A 22,010-nucleotide genomic window follows, 5' to 3' on the forward strand; every position below is an offset into this window, starting at 1 on the left:
TTTAGTTTAAATAATTAACTAATGTTTTAAGATACAAATTTATTTGTATTGATTAAGAAAAGAAAGCTTTTTTAACAGTTATTTTAGGACTTCAACAATTAATTTGCTAATTGTTTTTGCTTTATTTAAAATCATTATATGGGTTCCTTTATTAATTGTATGACAATTTTTTATATGTTTTATTGGAAACACATGATCTTCGGATCCGTGAATATGAAAAATATTATCTAAAACATTTTTTTGTTTCCAGTGCAAAACATTATAAATACTCCAGTTTAAGTATTTTTCATCTCTAACAGATAAATACTCTTTATAGAGTTCCACTCTTTTTTTTGCGAAATCACCAAAAATATAGGACGAAAATTGTTCCATATTTTTTATAGATTTTGAAGGGAATAATTTATACAACCAAGTTCTTTTAAGGAGTTTTAATCTTTTTGGTAATTCACTTCTACATTTAACACTAGAAATTAAAATAATTTTTTTAGCATTTAAATGCTTGCTCATTTCCTGAACCATAATTCCTCCAAAGGAAACTCCAATAAGTACTGGGTTTTCTTTCAATACAAGATTGGCCATTCTTTTGGAATAATCTTCTATTTTTTCATTGTCTGAAAGTGGAATTAACCATTCTATGTAATTCACTTTAAATTCATTTTCAGGAAATTGTAAATATTCAAATATTTTAGAGCTTGCAGCCAATCCTGGTACAAAATATAGATTTATAGGTTGTTTATCCATTGTTTAATATTCCTAATAAAATTGGTTTTAGACCGCTAAAGAAAAATTCAACAGCAATTACCATTACAATTAATCCCATTAAACGCATCATAACTTTGTTTCCTGTAGATCCTAATCTATCTGTAAATTTACTTCCTCCAATAAGAATTATATAGGTTAATAATAAAACAACTGCAATAACACCAATTAATGTTGCTTTAAACATAATATTAGAAGAAGCGTCTTCCATAAGAATAATGGCATTGGTAATTGCTCCAGGGCCGCAAATCATTGGGATAGCCAATGGTGTAATTGATATATCTTCAACATAGGCATCAATTTTTTCTTCTTCATCGGTGTGTTTCATAGAGCCAAGTCTAGCTTGTAACATATCCCAACCCATTGCAAAGAAAATTACGCCTCCAACAATTCTAAAACTATGAACAGAAATCCCGAAAAAATTAAATAAAATCTGACCAGAAAAGGCAAATGCTATAATTGTGAAAAAGGCAACTAAAGTGGCTTTTTTAGCGGTTTGTCTTCTGCGTTGTTTATTTAACGTAGAGGTCATTGACATAAAAATAGGCATTGTACCTAATGGATTTATCAATGTAAAAAATGAAGTAAAAACTAAAAGCCCGTATGTATAAAGATCTGTCAAAACAATTTTAAATTATTATATAAATGTAGGTACTTTTACCCAATCGAAACGTACAATTCCATCGTTATCAATTTCAGTAAGTTTAATTGAATGCAGAGTATTTACTAATTCCGGATTCCATGGTGTTTTTACTTTTACATAATTTTCCGTAAAACCGTGTATAAACCCTTCTTTATTTTCACTTTCAAATAAAACAGTTAAATTATTTCCTATTTGGCTTTCATAAAATGCTCTTCGTTTTTTTACAGATAGGCCTCTTAACATTTTACTGCGTTTTGCACGAACCTTTTGAGGAACAACCCCTTCCATTTCAATAGCTTCTGTATTTGGTCTTTCAGAATAAGTAAATACGTGTAAATATGAAATGTCTAATTGGTTTAAGTAGTTGTATGTTTCTAAAAATAATTCATCCGTTTCACCAGGGAAACCAATAATAACATCAACGCCAATACAAGCATTCGGCATTGCTTTTTTTATGGCGCTAACTCTACTATTATATGTATCTGTTAAATATCTTCGTTTCATTAATTTCAACAATTCATCACTACCACTTTGCAATGGAATATGAAAATGAGGAACAAAACTATTAGAGTTTGCAACAAATTCTATCGTTTCATTTTTAAGTAAGTTTGGTTCAATAGAAGAAATTCTTAATCGGTGAATTCCATCAACTTTGTCTAGAGCTTCAACCAATTCAAAAAAGGTGTGTTCGTGTTTTTTGTTTCCAAATTCACCTTTACCATAATCACCAATATTTACACCAGTAAGTACAATTTCTTTAATTCCTTTTTCTGAAATTTCTTTGGCATTTTTTAAAACGTTGTTTAATTCATCACTTCTAGAAATACCTCTAGCCAACGGAATTGTACAATAGGTACATTTATAATCACAACCATCTTGTACTTTTAGAAAAGCACGAGTTCTATCGCCAATAGAGTAGGAACCAACATAAAAATCTGCATCTTCAATTTCACAGGAGTGCACTTCACCCATTTCATTTTTTGAAAGATCATTTATATAGTCAGTAACTTTAAATTTTTCGGTAGCACCTAAAACCATATCAACACCATCAACAGCGGCAAGTTCTTCAGGTTTAAGTTGTGCATAACAGCCAATAGCAATTAAAAAAGCATTTTCATTTTGTTTCAATGCGTTTTTAACAATTGTTTTAAAACGTTTATCGGCATTATCTGTAACAGAACAGGTGTTAATTACGTATATATCAGCAATTTCATTAAAATCAACACGGTCAAAACCTTCATTTTGAAAGTTTCTTGCTATTGTTGAAGTTTCTGAAAAATTAAGTTTACATCCAAGTGTGTAAAATGCCACTTTTTTTTGTGCGCTCATTCTTGTACATTTATCGGGTGCAAAAGTACAGAATTTTATTTTGATAGTATGTTAGCAAAAACACCAAATACACCTTATTATGCAGTAATTTTTTCAACCTTAAGAACTTCAATAGATGAAGGTTATATGGAAATGGCAGAAAAAATGGAAGAATTAGCAAAGCAACAAGATGGTTATTTAGGAATTGAATCTGCGAGAAACGAAGTTGGAATTACAGTTTCTTATTGGGCAAGTTTAGATGCTATTTTAAAATGGAAAAATAATGCAGAGCATTTAGAGGCAAGAAAAATGGGGAAAGAACTTTGGTATAAAAAATACCAACTTAGAATTTGTAAAGTAGAGCACGAATATGGTTTTAAGAAGTAATTATTGGTTGTTGGTTATTGGTTGTTTATTGGTTATTTCTTGTACTTCTGAAGAAACAAAAAAACGCGATTTAAAAGTATTTAGATATAATGAACATGCAAATATTACAACCTTAGATCCCGCTTTTGCAAAAGATTTACGTACGGTTTGGGTTACAAATCAGCTGTTTAATGGTTTGGTTCAATTAGATGATAAATTAGAGGTACAACCTGATATTGCCAAATCTTGGGAAATTACTAATGAAGGTAAAACCTATGAATTCTATTTAAAAAAAGGAATTTATTTTCATAAACATTCCTTATTTGGAAAAGACTCAACAAGAATAGTTACAGCTAAAGATTTTGAATATAGTTTTAACCGATTAATTGATCCAAAAGTTACCTCTCCTGGAAAGTGGGTGTTGGAATTTGTAGATGATTTTAAAGCTAAAAACGATAGTACATTTGTTATTAATTTAAAGCAATCTTTTCCGCCTTTTTTAAGTTTAATGAGTATGAAATATTGCTCAGTAGTTCCTAAAGAAGCAGTTGATTTTTTTGGTAACAATTTTAGGGCAAATCCCATAGGTACTGGACCTTTTAAGTTTAAATTATGGGTTGAAAACACAAAACTTGTCTTTAGAAAAAATGAATTGTATTACGAAAAAGATGAAAAAGGAAATAGCTTACCGTATTTAGAAGCTGTTGCTATTACTTTTTTACCAGATAAACAAAGTGAATTTCTTCAGTTTATACAAGGTAATTTAGATTTTATGAGTAGTATAGATGCTTCTTATAAAGATGATTTGTTAACCACAGAAGGAGAGTTGAAGGAACATCATAGAGATAAAATAAATATGATTTCTAGTCCGTATTTAAATACCGAATATTTAGGTGTTTATTTAGATGCTGAAGAGAAAGAAGTTAGTTCTATAAAAATAAGAAAAGCTATAAATTATGGTTTTGATCGTGTAAAAATGTTGAAATTTTTAAGAAACGGAATTGGAACACCCGCTGTAAATGGTTTTATACCTAAAGGTTTACCAAGTTTTAATGAAATGAAAGGTTATACTTATCAGCCAGAAAAAGCAAAAAAATTGGTGCAAGAGTATATTAAAGAAACAGGTAATGAAAATCCATCAATAACCATAAGTACCAATAGCCAATATTTAGATTTGTGTGAATACATTCAAAGAGAAGTTGGAAAAACGGGATTGCATGTTAATGTGGATGTGATGCCACCTTCTACATTAAGACAAACAAAAGTAAATGGGAAATTAAGTATTTTTAGAGGAAGTTGGGTTGCCGATTATCCTGATGCTGAAAATTACTTATTTATTTTTCATAGTAAAAACTTTTCTCCAAACGGACCAAATTATGTGCATTACAGTTCTAAAGAATTTGATGATTTATATGAAGCTTCAATAAAAATTAATGATAATTTAAAACGCAGAAAACTATATCAAAAAATGGATAGTTTGGTAATGTCTTCGGGTGCTATAATTCCGTTATATTATGATGAAGTAGTGCGTTTTACACAAAAAAATATAATAGGTTTAGGAATTAACCCTGTTAATATGTTAAGTTTAAAAAGTGTGAAAAAGAAATAATTTTTTTAATTTAATTAGAGGCTTTTCTTTTTGACTTACATTGTTATAACTTCTTTTAAAACTGCCCAAACATTTTTGGCTACTATCTTTTGCCCTTTAACCGTTGGGTGAATTCCATCTGCTTGGTTTAATGTAGGAATGCCAGCAACATCTTTTAATAAAAAAGGAATCAAGTGAAGCTGATTCTTTTTGGCTAATTCAGGGAAAATAGTTTTAAACTTAGTAGTATAATCTTTTCCCATATTTGGAGGGAGTTGCATTCCTGCCAATATAATTTTAGTATCTGAATTTTTTTCTAAAACAGCATCTATAATTGCTTGTAAATTTTCGCGGGTTTCTTTTAAAGGAACACCTCTTAAACCATCATTAGCGCCTAATTCTAAGACAAAAACATCAATTTTTTGATTATTTAATATCCAGTTTATTCTACTTTTTCCACCAGCAGTTGTTTCACCGCTAACTCCCGAATTAATAACGGTATAACCTAAAGAAAGTGAGTCTATTTTAGTTTGAATTAGAGCTGGAAAACCATCATTTACATCATTTAGTCCATAGCCTGCAGTTAAACTATCACCAAAACATAAAATAGTTTTTGTGGCACTATTAGTAGTATTAGCTTCAGTTTCAATTGGTGTTGTTTCAGTGTTTTTTTCCTTTTTAGAAGCGTCTGATCCACATGCTAGAAAAAGTAGGAAAAATGAAAAATAACAAAACTTTAAGAAAAACTTCATTCCACTATAATTAAAATTTAAAATCAATTGTTTAATTTTCAGTTTTTGCATTTTTAGGCAGTATATTTATTAAATGAATACTATGACAAAGATATTAAACATTCATGAACTTGAGAAAACATATACAAGTGGTTCAAAAAAATTAACAGTGCTAAGCAATATCTCTTTTGAAGTTGAAAAGGGAAGTACCTTTTCAATTGTAGGGCCTTCTGGAAGTGGTAAAACTACCTTACTTGGTTTGTGCGCTGGTTTAGATCATCCAAGTAATGGAACTATTGAGTTGTGTGGGAGTAAGTTAGAAGATTTAAATGAAGATGAACGTGCACAATTGCGTAATAAAAAAGTTGGTTTTATTTTTCAAAATTTTCAATTATTACCAACACTAACAGCACTAGAAAATGTAATTGTACCGTTAGAGTTACAAGGAAATAAAAATGCAGCTAAGATGGGTATGGAGTTATTGCAAAAGGTAGGATTGGCAGATCGTTTTCATCATTATCCTTCACAATTATCGGGTGGTGAGCAGCAGCGTGTAGCATTAGCCAGAGCTTTTTCTAACAAACCTTCTATTTTATTTGCTGATGAACCTACTGGAAATTTAGATGAAGAAACAGGTGAAAAGGTTATTCAATTGCTTTTTCAATTAAATAAAGAAGCAGGAACAACCTTAGTTATTATTACGCACGATTTAGATTTAGCAAATAGAACACAACAAATATTGAGACTAAAAGGGGGTAAAATAATGTCTAATGAAAAAACAATGGAGATTAATGAGTAATTTATCTTCAAGAGCTTCTTTGCAATGGCTATTTAAAATGGCTTGGAGAGATGGAAAGGCTAGTATTTCTAGATTAATGCTATTTATGGCATCCATAATTTTGGGTATTGCAGCGGTGGTTTCCATTCAATTGTTTAGTGAAAATTTAAAGCAAAACATTAAAAATCAGTCCAAAGCTTTAATGGGTGCCGATTTTATTATAGACAGTAGACAGCTTCCTTCTAAAAAAGTACAAGCAATTATAGATTCTTTAAATGTTGCAGCTTCAGAAGTAAATTTCGTTTCTATGGCTGCGTTTCCTAAAAATGATGGAACAAAATTAGTGAAAGTACGCGCTATTGAAGGTGATTTTCCATTTTATGGAACCTTAGATACCGAACCTATTATTGCTTCTTCACAGTATCAAAAATCAGGTGGAGCATTGGTAGATGCTACTTTAATGCTACAATTTAATTTAATACCAGGAGATTCTATTAAATTAGGGAAGCTAACATTTCCAATAATAGGAGCACTAAAATCTGTTCCTGGTAGTACAGCTGTTTCCTCTACAGTAGCACCTCCAGTGTTAATTCCTTTTCGTTTTATAGATGATACTGAATTATTGCAATTAGGGAGTAGAAAAGAGTATCAATACTTTTTTGTAGCTACACCTAAAACGGATTTGGAGCTTTTAGAAAAAAAAATAGATCCTATTTTAGATTATGAAAATGCCGATTTAGATACACATACAAGTACTAGTGAACGTTTGGGGAGACGCTATGATAATGTGAGTAAATTTTTAAATTTAGCAGCATTTATTGCCCTTTTATTGGGTTGTGTAGGTATTGCAAGTTCTGTTCATATTTATATAAAAGAAAAATTAAAAAATGTAGCAGTTTTAAAATGTATTGGAGCTACAAGAAAACAAACATTCTTAATTTATTTGATTCAAATTGCGGGAATTGGATTGATTGGTGGGATTATAGGATCCTCTATTGGGGTAGGATTACAATATGCTTTTCCATATTTTTTAAAAGGTTTTTTACCGTTTGATGTTCAAATTTCTATAACAGCACAGCCATTAATTATGGGAATATTATTGGGTGTTTTAATGTCTGTTTTATTTGCATTATTACCATTGTTAGGTACTTGGTACGTTTCTCCGTTAGAAGTGTTAAGAGGTACAGATGAAAATTTAGTAAAACCAAGAAAAGCTAGACTTTTTACCTTAGCTGCCATTTTACTTTTTATATTTTTATTTTCATTTTGGTTGTTAAAAGATGCTTTATTTGGATTGGTGTTTACTGTTGGGATTTTAATAACATTTTCTATTATGGCTGGAATGGCAAGCCTTTTTATGAAAGTTATTAAAAAATATTTTCCAAGTAATTGGGGTTTTACAGAACGCCAAAGTTTGTTAAACTTATTTAGACCGAACAATCAGACCATGGTACTGATTTTAGCCATAGGTTTAGGAACCTTTTTTATTAGCACATTATATTTTACAAAAGATATTTTGTTAGCTAAAACATCTGTTGAAAATAATTCAGAAAATGCAAATATTATTTTAATGGATGTGCAAGCTGAACAAAATGAAGCGGTTGTAAATACGGTGATTTCAAAAGGTTTAAAGGTTATAAATAACATTCCTATTGTAACTATGCGTATGTACCAAATTAAAGATAAATTGGTGAATGACATTCGTAAAGACAGTACTTCAACAATGAATCAATGGATTTTAAATCATGAGTTTAGAGTTACTTATCGAGACTCTTTATTAGTTTCAGAAGAATTATTAGAAGGGGTTTGGATAAAAAAAAGAGAACCGGGCGAATCTATTTTAGTTTCTATTTCAGATAATATAGCAAGAGATGCCGATTTAGAAATAGGAGATCAATTAATTTTTAATGTACAAGGAGTTTTAATGGAGACTAGCATTGGAAGTATTAGAAAAGTAGATTGGGGACGTATGCAAGTTAATTTCTCTGTGGTATTTCCAATAGGTGTTTTAGAAAATGCGCCACAATTTAATGTAGTGACAACCAATGTGCAAAATGAAGTAAATTCTGCAGACTTACAGCGAGATTTGGTAAAGAAATTTCCAAATATTTCAGTATTAGATTTACGACAGATGTACACTATAATTGAAGATATTTTAGATAAAATCTCATGGATTATTAATTTTATGGCTTTCTTTAGTATTCTTACAGGAATTATTGTTTTAATAGGTTCGGTTAAAAACAGTAAATATCAGCGAATTAAGGAAAGCGTATTGTTAAGAACATTAGGAGCAAAGAGCAAACAAATAATAAGAATTACGGCACTTGAATATGTTTATTTAGGGATTTTAGGAAGTTTATTAGGTATTTTATTGTCTTTAATAAGTAGTCAATTATTAGCCACACTTTTATTTAAAGAACCTTTTATTCCGTCTGTTGTTCCTTTTTTAGTATTTCTACCAGGAATTACCATATTGGTTCTAATTATTGGTTTAAGTAATATTAGAAGTGTTTTAAAAAGTCCACCACTAGAAGTTTTGAGAAAAGAGAGCTAGTCAATATTTTTAGCAACCAATGTAAATACCGCGAAAATTTCATTTATTAAAACAATTTAATTATAACTTTAAGGGCTTTTAAATAACTTGTATTTTTATATGTTTTTTTTAATTATTGTTATTGAAGATGTTTAAGATATAAATAATTAAACTGCTTTAGTTCAATGGAATATTTTGAAAAATATTTTTGAAAACAAAAAAATGCAATTACATAGTACTTTTATTTACTAATTATAGCCTTGTAAATTATGTTAATAAAATGGATATTTGATTTTATTTATGTTAAAAAACATATTGAAACATGATAAAAATCATAGTATTATTATGTAAAAAACATTAAATTGCAGGAATTATTGATTTTAAAGTTAAAGTTTGAACCCCACCTTATACTATAATGATTGACTTGAAATCACCCTTTTCTATTACTTTTTTTACTAAGGGATTAGTTTTTATATGTCTTTTTTTCTTTTGGGGTAATTCAGTTATATCACAAAATACACTTGTACCTGAAAATATTCAGGCAGCGCTCTTATCTAAAGTTTTAAAATTTAACCCAGATCTACCACAAAATACAACAATAAAAATGTTAGTTGTATATGATAATAATTCTGAAATAAATAAGGATAAATTTATTAAGGGATTAGGTAATTCTATGTCTGTAAAGGCAATTAATCCAATGGAACTGAAACAAAATATTTCTGGCTATAATGTTGTTTATTTTATGTCAGGAATATATGATTATGCTGGGGTATGTAAAGCTAATAAGGTGCTATCAGTAACTGGTAGTGCTCAATATGTTGAGCAAGGTGAAATTTCACTAGGTTTTGGAATACAAAATAATAAGCCAAAGATATTGGTTAATCTAACTTCTTTAGATAAAGAGGGGCAGTCTTTCTCCTCCGATATTTTAAGAATAGCCAAAATATTTAATTAACCAGCTATGAATCTAAAAAGAAAAATATTTGTTTTTATTTTGGTTATTAGTGCCGGGTTGTTTACTGAAGTTTCAAGTCAGGAAAATAAAGTTTATAATGATATGACTTTAGATGAGATTTTAAATATTGATGTTGTAGTAACAGCATCTAAGCATCCTGAAGACCTTTTTGAAACACCTTTGTCTACAACTATTATAAGCAAAGAAGAAATTGAAAAATCTGGTGTTACCAGTATTCCTGAAGCTCTTAGGTTTGTTCAAGGTGTAATTGTTAGAGAGATAACCCCAGGAAATTATGATATTCATATTAGGGGGTATGATGACATTACAAAAAATGCATATGTAACGCTACCTTATAATACTACAACGCTTGTTATGATTGATAACCGAGTTGTATACAGTTATTTTAGTGGTGGAACATTTTGGGAAACGTTTCCAATTGATATTATTGATGTTGAAAGAATTGAAGTTGTTAGAGGGCCTGCATCAGCATTGTACGGGCCAAATGCTGTTACTGGTGTAATTAACATTATAACATCTCATGCTAATAAAAAAGGTAGGAATGTTTCATTAACTAGTATAGTTGGGACTAACTACGCTAAAAATGCTAGTGTAAATATTGGATATAACTGGGATGATAAAACGAAGCTTTCATTTTCAGGTAATTTTACAGAACGCTATCGTTTTAATGATGAGTATTATGATTTTAATAAAAAAGGATATACAGATATTGAAGATCTAACCATGTTTGTTTGTCCTGGTAAAGATGAAAACACCAATGAGGATTGGAAATATAAAGAATACCAAGAAGCACTTGGCGCTTATTATGATGTAGATCTTAGTTTAAGAAAATTAGGAGGAAATATCTTTCTTTTACATAATTTTTCTGAAAACTCAAATATAGATGTTGCTGTGGGAGCTCAAAAATCTCAAAGTCAAAAAACAGGATTTTTAAACTTTTCAACTCCTTTGTCTCAAAGTGAATCAGAAAGCTATTATTTAAATACAAGAATAAAGCACAAAAATTTGAGTGGTCAATTTAATTTGAATTCAGGACATGATAATAATAATTACAAATTTAATTCCTATAAATTCACCAATATTGAAGGTAACCTTGAATATTTTAAGCAGTTTAAATCTTTTAGTATTAGACCAGGAATAAGTTTTAAACATTTATCCTATAATAGTTCTCTAACCTATAATGAACCGTTAGATTTTAACAAACTTAATTATAAATTTAAGGATGAGCCTAGAGAAACTTCTTCTTATTCAGCATTTATATTAACAGAATGGAATCCTATTTCAAACCTTAGAATGATAGGAGCTATTCGCCATGATAAGTTTGAGTTTAATAAAAATTGTTTTACTAATTTTGAATTAGCAACAACCTATCGTATTAATAAAAATAACTTAATTAGAGCGGTATATTCAAAAGCTAACAAATCGCCTTTTTTCTTAGATTCTTACATGAATGCTAAAATGTCTGTAGCATACATTCAGCCAGCAACTGATACACAAAGTTCTTTAAATGTTCCTGTTAACTTAAATATAAAAGGTCAAGCGGATTTGAAATACCCAACTATTATAAATCAAGAAATAGGTTGGAGAACTAAAATAAATTCAAATCTAAAATTAGATGTTGAATTGTTTTATTCAAAAGTGGATAATTTTGTGAATACAAACATTTACCGAAATTTTAAAGTAGAGCAACAACTAAACGCATTAGGAGAACCAGAATCTATAATTTCTTTAAGTGCTGATGGGGATGCAGTTTTTGAAAATTACGATTTAAAAGCCGATCAATTTGGTGTTGGATTTACCTTAAATTATGAGTTTTCTAATACCTTTAGAGCTAATGTATTTGGAACCTATCAGATTACTAATAATTCAGGGGAAAAAGATATTAGTATAGAAACTACCAACATACATTTTGATGATATTACCCCAGATAACATTCTTGTTTCAGAGGTAAATACAATAATGAACCCCGTACAATGGAGTAGTGAAGTAACACCTTCATTTTTTGGAGGTTTCTTACTAAATTATAAGCCAAATAAAAAGTGGAATTTTTGTACAGATGCAAATGTATATTCTAATCAGGTTTTTACAAACTATAATTATTATAAATTGAATGACATAACTAGTATTGATGAGGCCTTAATAGAAAACCATATTAAAGCAAACATAATTTTAAATGCAAAAGCATTTCTTCAATTAAATAAAAATACATCCTCAAGTTTAACAATAAAAAATATATTAGGAAATCATCTTGAATATGGTTTTGCAGATCAGATTGGAAGACAATTACTGATTGGTATAAAATGGGAATTATAATAAATATTAAAAATAATTATAATTTAAATGAAAAAGTTTTAAATATTTAATGAAAAACAGACTAAACATATTAATTTTAAACCTATTGCTTCTTTTGCTAAGTAGTCACTTATTAGCTCAGGATAAAAATGTTTATGAAAATATGTCTTTGGATGAGATTTTAAATATTGATGTTGTGGTAACAGCATCTAAACAACCAGAAGATCTTTTTGAAACCCCTTTATCGGTTACAATTATTAGTAGAGAAGATATAGATAACGCGGGTGCTACAAGTATTATGGAAGCATTACGCTTGTCTCAGGGGTTAATTGTTAGAGAAATCACTCCAGGGAATTTTGATGTGCAAATTCGTGGTTTTGATGATATTACCAAAAATGCTTACGTTTCATTACCATACAATACTACAATTCTTGTAATGATTGATAATAGAATTGTTTACGACTATTATTCAGGTGGTACACTTTGGGAAACATTACCAATAGATATTAATGATATTGAACGTATTGAAATTGTAAGAGGTCCAGCTTCAGCATTATATGGACCCAATGCAGCAACAGGAGTTATTAATATAATAACCTCACATTCAAAAGAAAAAGGATTAAATATTTTTACTTCTGGTAAAATTGGAAATGCTAACACTAAAATTGCAAATGCAAATATTGGTTATAACTGGGATAATAAAACCAGTTTAACATTAACTGGTAATTTTACAGTACAAGATAGGTTTGATAAAATGTACTATAATTGGTGGGATCAGAAATACACAAATTTAGAAGATATGCACATGATGTTGGAAATTGAAAAGGATCCAAATACTCATGAAGTATGGAAATATGAAGATTTTAGTGAAGCCGTATCTAGTAAATATAATATTGATCAAAGTTTACAAAAAAGAGCGGCTAATATTTTCTTTACGCACGAATTTAATGAAAATGCAAACTTTAACCTTTCATTTGGAGGTCAAAAATCAGAAAGCCAGAAAATTGGGTTTTCAAATTTTGCGACACCACTTTCACAATACAATTCTGAAAGCTTTTATATTGATAATAAATTTAAAATAAATAATTTTTATGGGCAATGGAATGTCTCTAAAGGTGAAGTTTTAGGAAATTCCTTTAATACTTTTAAATTTAATAATTTAGATGCTAGTTTGGAATATTTATTCAGATATAAAAACTTAAGTTTAAGACCAGGTGTGAGTTATAAAAGAAGTTGTTATAATAGCCCAGTTACATATGATGAGGTATTTGATCTTTCAAAACTAAATTATGAATTTAAAGATGAGCCTAGAAAGTTTACTAGTTATTCGGGGTCTTTACTTACTGATTGGAAGTTATCATCTAAATTAAGAATGATTGGAGGATTACGTATTGATAAATTTAATATTAATAAAAACTATTTTGTAAATTTTGAACTGGCAAGCACTTATCGTTTAAATAAAAATAATTTGTTACGAGCTGTAATTTCTCGAGCAAACCGTTCTCCTTCTTTTTATGATACATTTATAAATACAAAGATGAGTTTTTATTATGGACTGGCAACAGAAACAAATACGGAGCCAGTTTATATACCTGTTGAACAGTATATTAAAGCTAAAAGAGATCAAAAATACCCAACTAATTCAAGTTTAGAATTAAGCTGGAGAAGTAAATTAAGCCCTAAAGTAAATTTAGATATTGAAGCATTTTTTCAAAAATCAGACAATCTTCTGGCATCTGTTGAATACAGAAAAATTAATTCCAAAGTTCAATTAAATGCAGATAACGAAGTTGAGAACGCAATTTCAGGATCTGGATTTGCTAGTATGAATTTTCAAAATTATGATTATGGATCCTCTCAGTTTGGGGTAAGTTTTATGTTGAATTATAGTCCTAATTCAAAATTAGATTTTAAACTTTATGGTACACTGCAAAAAACCTTTTTAAATGATAATACGGAGTTTGAATTTGATATAATTGATACTAAATTCTCACTTGATCCAGAAACAAATATTTTAAACACTACTATATTTTCTAATGTTAATATGACTTTATTAAGTGATGAACTTACACCAACATTTTATGGTGGATTTTTGTTGAATTATAAACCAAATAATAAGTTTAACATTAATTTAAATAGTTATACTTATTCAAAACAAGTTTTTGAAGCTATGCCTATTGATAATGTAATTTCTGATTATACAGGTGTTTATCATAAAAAAACAGCAGCAATTAAAGCTAACTCAATTATTAACGCAAAAATTGGTTATAATCTTAATAACAAAACATCAATAAATATATCCATGAAAAACATGTTAGGCAAACAAAGACAATTTGGTTTTGCTGATAATATTGGTACTACTTTTTTAATTGGTTGCCAATGGAAATATTAAATATAAAAAAACTAAAATAATATTAAACCCCAATTAATTATGAAAAATAAATACTTTTTAATTACCCTTTTTTGTATCACATTAAGTTTAGTTTCTTGTAGTAATGATGATTCAACAGAACCTCAATCAAAAAATGAAATGCTTACTGATAAGTCATGGATGGTTCAAAGTAAAATTGTTACACCTTCTATTAGTTTGGGAGGAATGGAAATTTCAGATATTACAATGCTGGATGAAGAAGAGGTGAAAAGCTATATTTATAAATTTAGCAGTGATGGAACTTTAGTTGTAAAGAATTCTTCTGAACAAATTATTCTTGAAACCTCTTGGGGTTTTAATTCAGATAAAACTCAATTAACCTTAAGTGATCCTTTAATTTTTAATTACCCAGTTGTTGGAGAAATTGGTTTATCAACAATTACTCTTAATTCATTAACAACAACAAAAATGGTTGGTACTATTCCTTCAATTTATGATGGTGTAAATTATGTTGTTACTATAACATTTGTTTAAAATAATTTGTAAAACAGAACTAAATTTAAATAAATATTTCACTTATGATTTTTAAAAACTTATCTATTAAAGTTAAAATGATATTGATAATTCAATTGGTGTCATTACTTTCTCTTTTGATAGGTTTTACTTATGTAATATTTAGCAATATTGCAAATTATAAGGAGGATATGAAAAATAACACAATAATTAATGCAACTCTTATTGGAGATTATTGTGCAGTACCTCTTTTATTTAATTCTTCAGAAAATGCAGTTGAAACATTGGATAAATTAGAAATTATTCCTTCTGTTAAAGTTGGAATTGTTTATAATGATAAAAATGAAATTTTTGCACAATTTTATAAAAATGGAGAAAAAACTCCAATTGAAAATTCAGAAATCAATACACCTTGGAATAAATTTGAAAATGATTATTTAAGTGTTTCTCATCCTATTTATTATGAAAATAAGTTAGCCGGTAAAATTTATTTAAGAGTTTCCACGGAGCAACTGTCATTAAAAATTAAGGATTATTTATTAACAATGTTTTTGCTTCTTATTTCTTTACTTATAGTTAATTACATTCTTGCTCTTTGGCTACAAAGAGTACTTTCAGAGCCTATTTTAAATTTAACAAAGGCAACAAAAGAAATTTCTAAAGAAGGAAATTATCAGGTAAGAGTTCAAAAGAAAGGAAATGATGAAATAGGTATTTTAGTTGATGAATACAATAAAATGTTAGCGCAAATATATGAGAGAGAAGAGGCCTTAAAATTGAGAACAAATGAGCTAACACAAACCTTAGGAGATTTAAAACAAACGCAAGAGAAGCTTATTAATTCTGAAAAATTAGCAGCGCTTGGTCAATTAATTGCAGGGGTAGCACACGAAATAAACACACCTCTTGGAGCTATTCGCTCATCAATAGGTAATATTAAAAATACCTTAATATTTGTGTTAAAAGAATATCCTATATTTATTAACGAATTACCTGAAAAATTAAAAAAAGAATTTTTCATTTTAATGGATAATTCTCTTAAAAGTAAGCATTCATTAACCTCAAAAGAAGAGCGAGTTTTTAAAAAAAATATTACTAAAATACTTGAAAAACATAATATTGAAAATGCATATTCATTTGCCGATACTTTTGTTGATATGTTGTTGGTTGATAATGTTGAAAAATATTTAGATCTTTTAAAAAATAAAGATTCGGAGAAAATTATTGATATTGCATATAAAATTACCAGTCTGCAAAGAAGTACTGAAAATATTGAATTTGCTGCTGATAGAGCTTCAAAAGTTGTATTTGCACTTAAAAATTCATCAAGAATTAATAATTATGAAGAGTTGATATTAGCAGATATTATTGAAGGAGTTGAAAATGTGTTAACGTTATATAATAATCAGATTAAACAAGGTATTGAAGTCTCTAAAAAATATGAAGAAATACCGAAAATATATTGTTATTTTGATGAACTAAATCAGGTATGGACAAATATACTTCATAATGCTATATATGCTATGGATCTTAAAGGTAAATTAGATATTAAAGCATATACAGAAAAGGAGTATGTAGTAGTTTCAATTACAGATAGCGGAAAAGGTATTCCTCCAGAAGAAATTGATAAAATATTTGATCCCTTTTTTAGTACAAAACCAACTGGAGAAGGAACGGGTATAGGATTAGATATTTCCAAACGGATTATTGAAAAACATCAAGGAAAAATTAAAGTAGAGAGTAGGCCAGGAAAAACAACTTTTAGTATTTACTTGCCAATAAATAAAAAGTTAGAAAATCAAATAAAACCATAATAGCGTAGCATGGAAAAAACTGTAATTTTATGTGTTGATGATGAAAAAATAATATTAAATAGTATTAAAGCTCAGTTAAAAGAAAATTATGGTAATTCATTTTTGTATGAAACTGCAGAAAGTGCTCTAGAGGCTTTTGATATTATTGATGAAATAATGATGGATCAACCTCAGAAACTTATAATAATTAGCGATTGGCTTATGCCGGTAATTAAAGGAGATGAATTTCTAATAAAAGTTCATGGTAAATATCCAAATTCGTTAAAAATAATGTTAACAGGTCAGGCAGATTTGGAATCAATTAAAAAAGTAGAAACTGAAGGGAATTTATATAAATGTATTCAAAAACCTTGGTTAGTATCTGAACTGATTTCTTGTATTGATTCTGGAATGCTATTAATTTAAACTATAAATATGAAAAAGGGGGTAATATTTTGTGTTGATGATGAAAAAATTGTTTTAAATAGTTTAAAAACCGAGCTGAAAAATGCTATTGGAAATGATTATATTATTGAAACGGCTGAATCAGGAATTGAAGCTTTAGAAGCTATAGAAAGTTTGATAGAATTAAATTACGAGATTCTAGTAGTAATAGCAGATTACGCCATGCCTATAATGAAAGGAGATGAGTTTTTAACCGAGCTTCATGAAAAATCACCAAGTACTTTAAACATATTATTAACCGGGCAAGCTACTGTTGAAGGAATTGCGAACTCAATAAATTACGCTGATTTATATAGATATATTTCTAAACCTTGGCATACTAACGACCTTATTTTAACAGTTAATCAAGCTGTAAAAAGTTACCATCAAGAAAATCAAATTAAAATTCAAAATAAAGAATTAACTGAGTTAAGTTCTTCTTTAGAAAATAAAGTTCAATTACGTACTCAGGAACTAAAAAATAAAAATAGCTTACTTTTAGAAAAGCAGAAAGAGATTACTATTCAGAATGAAGAATTAGAAAATTATAGAAATCACCTTGAAAACCTTGTTGAAGAAAGAACTTTGGAGCTAACAATGGAAAAGGATAAAGCTCAAGAAAGTGAGAGGTTAAAATCTGCCTTTCTAGCAAATATGTCACATGAAATTAGGACTCCTATGAGTGGGATATTGGGCTTTACCGAACTTCTGAAAGAACCATTACTTTTAAAAGAAAAGCAGCAGAAATATCTTGAAATTATTAAAAAAAGTGGAGAACGTTTACTAAACATAATAAATGAAATAATTGATATTTCTAAAATAGAAGCTGGGATAGTTAAATCACTAGATTTAGAAATAAATGTTAATAATAAGATAGACTATTTATATACTTTTTTTAAAACAGAAACAGAAAAAAAGAAACTAGAATTTTTTTGCAAGAAAACATTATCTAATGAACAAGCTGTTATTAAAACTGATGGCGGAAAATTAGATGCTATTCTTATTAATCTTATTAAGAATACTATTAAATATACCGATTATGGGTGTATAGAATTTGGGTACAATTTAAATAAGGAAAGTGATTCTAATCTGCTAGAATTTTATGTAAGAGATACGGGTATTGGAATACCAAAGGATCGTCAGCAAGCTATTTTTGATTTATTTGTGCAAGCAGATATTGAAGATAAAAATGCTATGCAAGGAGCTGGCTTAGGCCTCTCAATTACAAAGGCATATGTTGAAATGATGAACGGTAAAATATGGGTGGAAAGTGAAGAAGGAAAAGGATCTATTTTCTATTTTACAATTCCGTATTGTCCCGTAAATTTAATAGTTAAAAAAGAGGTTTTAATTAGTAATTCTAGTTTAAATTTAAATAATAAACTAAAAATATTAATTGTTGAAGATGATGAAAGTGCAAAGCAGTATTTATCAATAATATTAGAATCTTTTAGTAAAAATACTCTTTTGGCGGGCAATGGAAAAGAAGCAGTAGAAATCTGTAAAAATAATTTAGATATAGATTTAGTTTTAATGGATATTAAAATGCCGGTTATGAATGGTTTTGATGCTACAAGAGAAATTAGACTGTTTAATAAGGATGTAATAATTATTGCACAATCTGCATATGCATTATTTGGAGATAAGGAAAAAACTCTTGAATCTGGATGTAATGATTATATTTCTAAGCCTATTAGTAAAAAACAATTAACAACTATAATATTAAAATACTTTAGTTTATAAGCAGTTTGGAATTATTTTTTTGAATTTAAATAAACTTTATTAAATATAAACAACTGCTTTTAATTTGTTAAGAGCAGGACATTTCTTCTAAATAAATGCTATAATTATTTTAAAGGCGAAATTAATACTTCAAAAGTATCTAAGCCTTTTGAATTGTTAAAAAGTTCTTTTGATAATAATTTTCCTTCAACATAAGGGTACGCAGTAATTGGTTCTATACATAACATATTGGGTACTTCTGTCCAAAGCATAAAATTATTGTAACCACTAGTTTTAATATTAATATTGTAACCTTTTTCTTTAATTAAAGTAATTTCATTGGTATTTAATATTGGATAAGCACTTGCTCCACTATCAATTATTTCTTGGAGTGTAATACTTTCTTTAGCAGTGTTACAAATTTCAGAATTATTTCCGTTTAATTTAAAAGCAGGGTGATACCCTAACATAAAAGGCATCCCTTTTTCTGAAATAACTTCAAAAGTTATATTTAAAGAGTTGTTGTTTAAGTTGAAAATCTTTTTAAAAGTAAAGTTATAAGGCCAAGAAACTAATCTTACCACAGATTTTTCTGGATATTTAGAGTTTTCAACAGCTGTGTAGGCTGTATATTTTTTTTGAAAAATACAGGTGTTTTCTGTTTGCTTTTCAATTTTATAATTCAACTCTCTTAAAAGTCCATGTTGATCTTGATTGTAATTTCCTTTAGGAGTTACAACATTAAATTTATTGGCTTTTGTAGGTCCAATAATAGGGAACATTTCAGTGTCAGAATTTCTCCATCCAGCAGTGCCTTTTTGGTGGATAAGTTCTTCTTTATTAAAAATATAACTTAATAATTCACCTTTATCAATTTCAACAATTGAGTTTTTATCAGAGCTAATTAAAATCATTTAGTTTAGATTAAGTTAATAGTAAAAAACATCAATCTAAACTTGTTTCAGAATCTTATAAGTTTAAAATGAACCTATGATAGAAATATGAAACAAGTTTAAATTGACAGAATTAAATTTACTCAAAATTTAATAGAGTAATTCTAGTTATTATTATCAACAATATAACCCATCATTTTTTTAATTAAATGAACTCTATCGTAACCTCTTACGTTATGCTCATGCATTGGGTATGTGAAAAAATCTATTTGTACTTGTTGTTTAACCGCTTCTTGTAGTAATGTCATACTATGTTGTGGAACCACTGTTGGATCTATACTTCCATGGATAATTAATAATTTTCCGTCTAAGTTTTTAATATAATTAGAAACTCTAGCTTTTTTATAGCCTTCAGGGTTTTCTTGTGGAGTATCCATATAACGTTCCCCATACATAACTTCATAATATTTCCAATCTATTACAGGTCCACCAGCAACTGCAGTAGTAAATACACCTGGATGACGCAGCATTAAACTAGTTGTCATAAAACCACCAAAACTCCATCCGTTCACAGCAATTCTATTATTATCAACATAGTTTAGGCTTTTTAAATAATCAATTCCTGTAAGTTGGTCTGTAATTTCAACATCTCCTAATTTACGATGAATAACGCTTTCAAAAGCAAAACCTCTGTTTTCAGAACCTCTATTATCTAAAGTAAATACTATATAATTATTTTTTGAAGCAAAAGCTTGCATCCATAAATTAGAACCTCCTAACCAAGAATTTGTAATCATTTGGGCGTGAGGACCTCCATATACATAAACTAATACAGGATATTTTTTTGAAGCATCAAAATTTGCAGGTTTAATTATTCTAGTATATAATTTAGTTCCATCTTCTCCTTTTAAACTACCAAATTCTGTAGTTCCTAAAGCATATTCTTTTAAAGGATTTTCCGACGAATAAATTGAAGTTGATTTGCCCTTTTTAGTATCAATAATGTTAATGTTATTAGGGGTTGTAAGATTGCTATATTGATCAATTAAGTAATTTCCATTTGAGCTTAATTGGGTTCTATGAGTACCGGGATTTGTAGTTAACTTTGTGTATTTACCAGATTTTAAATTAACTTTATATGTATGGTTTTCTCTAGCATCTTCACTTGTTCCAGCAATAAATACATTTTTTACTTTAGAATCAAAACCTAAAATATCTTTAACTACCCATTTAAATTTAGTTACTTGTTTTACAAGTTTTCCTTCGGTAGTATATTGGTATAAGTTCATAAAACCATCACGCTCGCTAAACCATAAAAAGTTAGAATTGCTGTTTGGTAAAAATACGGCGTCGTGTTCTGGTTCAGTCCATTTATCACTAGTTTCTTCAAATAATGTTCTTACTTTATTACCAGTTTCAATATTGTATATGTTGTACCAATAATGATTTTGACCTCTATTTATTTCTGCAACTAACACAAATTTTTCATCAGGTGTCCACGAAAGGTTTGTTAAATAATGCTCATCAGAAGTATCAATATTTAAGTAGGTTGTTTTTTTAGTTTCTAAATTAAAAATTCCAATTTTAGCAATTTCACTTCCTTGTCCCGCCATTGGGTATTTAATATTTTTTAAAGAGGCTGGGTACGTGTTAATATCAACTAAAGGATAGTTTGTTACATTGCTTTCATCTTTTTGGTAAAATGCTAAAAAATTACCTTTTGGACTCCAAAAAGTTCCTTTATGAATACCAAATTCACTTCTGTGAATTGCCTGTCCAGAGACTATATTTTCATCATCAATAGCTGTTACTGCTATTTTATCACTTGAACTTGTGGCAACATAAAGATTATTATCAATTGTATAAGCTATTGATTTAGCGTTTGAATTGTACTCGTTGTTTTGAGCATTTTCATCAACGTTAATTGTAGCTTCTTTTGTATTGGTAATATAGTTGTAAACTTCAATAGTATTACCATTTCTAAAAGAAAAAGAAGTAGTAGAAATATCCTGTAAATTTGGAAAACGTTTTAAGGTAGTATATGTTTTATTTAGTGTTTCAAGAGAAATAGTTTTAATTTTAGAATTTTTTTTGGCATCTGTAAAAATTAATTCGTTTTCTTTTTGATATACATAGGTATTTGAATTCTTAACCCAATGTCTGTTGTAAATTGAAGAAGGATACAAGCCTTTATAATAGCCCAAAACGGCATCGTCAATTGTTAGTTCTTTTTGTTGAGAGTATCCTAAAAATAATACACTAATAAATAGAAATGTCAATATTTTTTTCATTATTTAAAA

Annotated in this window: 17 protein-coding genes; 11 read left to right on the forward strand and 6 right to left on the reverse strand. The window is 28.5% G+C overall.

Annotation, left to right across the window (positions count from 1 at the left end):
• Positions 1-78 precede the first annotated feature (78 nt).
• Genes DAD81_RS17055 through mtaB form a run of 3 tightly spaced genes read right to left on the reverse strand, consistent with a single transcriptional unit; the run spans position 79 to position 2,731 of the window.
• Positions 79-741, reverse strand: coding sequence for an alpha/beta hydrolase (locus tag DAD81_RS17055; RefSeq protein ID WP_111709515.1), 663 nt, complete (start codon positions 739-741; stop codon positions 79-81).
• A complete protein-coding gene (locus DAD81_RS17060; RefSeq protein WP_111709516.1) occupies positions 734-1,381 on the reverse strand; it encodes a MarC family protein in 648 nt (215 codons plus the stop codon). The genes DAD81_RS17055 and DAD81_RS17060 overlap by 8 nt, the downstream gene beginning before the upstream one ends.
• Positions 1,382-1,396: 15 nt before the next feature.
• Entirely contained in the window at positions 1,397-2,731 is a 1,335-nt protein-coding gene (mtaB, locus tag DAD81_RS17065) for a tRNA (N(6)-L-threonylcarbamoyladenosine(37)-C(2))-methylthiotransferase MtaB (RefSeq protein WP_111709517.1), read from the reverse strand.
• A 48-nt stretch (positions 2,732-2,779) separates the two neighbouring features.
• Here mtaB and DAD81_RS17070 point away from each other — a divergent pair, with 48 nt between their 5' ends.
• Entirely contained in the window at positions 2,780-3,097 is a 318-nt protein-coding gene (locus DAD81_RS17070) for an antibiotic biosynthesis monooxygenase family protein (protein WP_111709518.1), read from the forward strand.
• Positions 3,081-4,685 carry an ABC transporter substrate-binding protein gene (locus DAD81_RS17075; RefSeq protein WP_111709519.1) on the forward strand — a complete coding sequence of 535 codons (1,605 nt, stop codon included), beginning with the start codon at positions 3,081-3,083 and terminating at the stop codon, positions 4,683-4,685. The genes DAD81_RS17070 and DAD81_RS17075 overlap by 17 nt, the downstream gene beginning before the upstream one ends.
• 35 nt (positions 4,686-4,720) lie before the next feature.
• Here the strand turns inward: DAD81_RS17075 and DAD81_RS17080 are convergent, their stop codons facing one another.
• Positions 4,721-5,467, reverse strand: coding sequence for an arylesterase (locus tag DAD81_RS17080; protein ID WP_111709520.1), 747 nt, complete (start codon positions 5,465-5,467; stop codon positions 4,721-4,723).
• A 31-nt stretch (positions 5,468-5,498) separates the two neighbouring features.
• Here DAD81_RS17080 and DAD81_RS17085 point away from each other — a divergent pair, with 31 nt between their 5' ends.
• The 9 genes from DAD81_RS17085 to DAD81_RS17125 all read left to right on the forward strand — a co-directional run bounded on the left by DAD81_RS17085 (position 5,499) and on the right by DAD81_RS17125 (position 18,838).
• Positions 5,499-6,194 carry an ABC transporter ATP-binding protein gene (locus DAD81_RS17085; RefSeq protein ID WP_111709521.1) on the forward strand — a complete coding sequence of 232 codons (696 nt, stop codon included), beginning with the start codon at positions 5,499-5,501 and terminating at the stop codon, positions 6,192-6,194.
• Between the two features lie 37 nt (positions 6,195-6,231).
• Complete coding sequence (locus DAD81_RS17090; RefSeq protein ID WP_111709577.1) at positions 6,232-8,727, forward strand: ABC transporter permease; 2,496 nt, start codon at positions 6,232-6,234, stop codon at positions 8,725-8,727.
• A 394-nt stretch (positions 8,728-9,121) separates the two neighbouring features.
• Positions 9,122-9,661 (forward strand): YfiR family protein, encoded by a 540-nt coding sequence (locus tag DAD81_RS17095; protein WP_111709522.1) that lies wholly within the window; start codon positions 9,122-9,124, stop codon positions 9,659-9,661.
• 6 nt (positions 9,662-9,667) lie between these two features.
• A complete protein-coding gene (locus DAD81_RS21150) occupies positions 9,668-11,995 on the forward strand; it encodes a TonB-dependent receptor plug domain-containing protein (protein WP_157961170.1) in 2,328 nt (775 codons plus the stop codon).
• A 49-nt stretch (positions 11,996-12,044) separates the two neighbouring features.
• Positions 12,045-14,366 (forward strand): TonB-dependent receptor plug domain-containing protein, encoded by a 2,322-nt coding sequence (locus DAD81_RS17105; RefSeq protein ID WP_111709523.1) that lies wholly within the window; start codon positions 12,045-12,047, stop codon positions 14,364-14,366.
• A gap of 39 nt (positions 14,367-14,405) precedes the next feature.
• Positions 14,406-14,879, forward strand: coding sequence for a hypothetical protein (locus tag DAD81_RS17110; protein ID WP_111709524.1), 474 nt, complete (start codon positions 14,406-14,408; stop codon positions 14,877-14,879).
• 170 nt (positions 14,880-15,049) lie between these two features.
• The gene (locus DAD81_RS17115; RefSeq protein WP_179950069.1) at positions 15,050-16,672 is read left to right on the forward strand and encodes a sensor histidine kinase; all 1,623 of its coding nucleotides are present in this window, start codon (positions 15,050-15,052) and stop codon (positions 16,670-16,672) included.
• 9 nt (positions 16,673-16,681) lie between these two features.
• Positions 16,682-17,077 carry a response regulator gene (locus DAD81_RS17120; RefSeq protein ID WP_111709526.1) on the forward strand — a complete coding sequence of 132 codons (396 nt, stop codon included), beginning with the start codon at positions 16,682-16,684 and terminating at the stop codon, positions 17,075-17,077.
• Positions 17,078-17,086: 9 nt separating this feature from the next.
• A complete protein-coding gene (locus DAD81_RS17125) occupies positions 17,087-18,838 on the forward strand; it encodes a response regulator (RefSeq protein ID WP_111709527.1) in 1,752 nt (583 codons plus the stop codon).
• Between the two features lie 104 nt (positions 18,839-18,942).
• Here the strand turns inward: DAD81_RS17125 and DAD81_RS17130 are convergent, their stop codons facing one another.
• Positions 18,943-19,731, reverse strand: coding sequence for an aldose epimerase family protein (locus tag DAD81_RS17130; protein ID WP_245949337.1), 789 nt, complete (start codon positions 19,729-19,731; stop codon positions 18,943-18,945).
• Positions 19,732-19,874: 143 nt separating this feature from the next.
• The gene (locus tag DAD81_RS17135; protein WP_111709528.1) at positions 19,875-22,001 is read right to left on the reverse strand and encodes a S9 family peptidase; all 2,127 of its coding nucleotides are present in this window, start codon (positions 21,999-22,001) and stop codon (positions 19,875-19,877) included.
• Positions 22,002-22,010: the final 9 nt, after the last annotated feature.

The organism is Lutibacter citreus, from assembly GCF_003260195.1.
GTDB classification, from domain to species: Bacteria; Bacteroidota; Bacteroidia; order Flavobacteriales; family Flavobacteriaceae; genus Lutibacter; species Lutibacter citreus.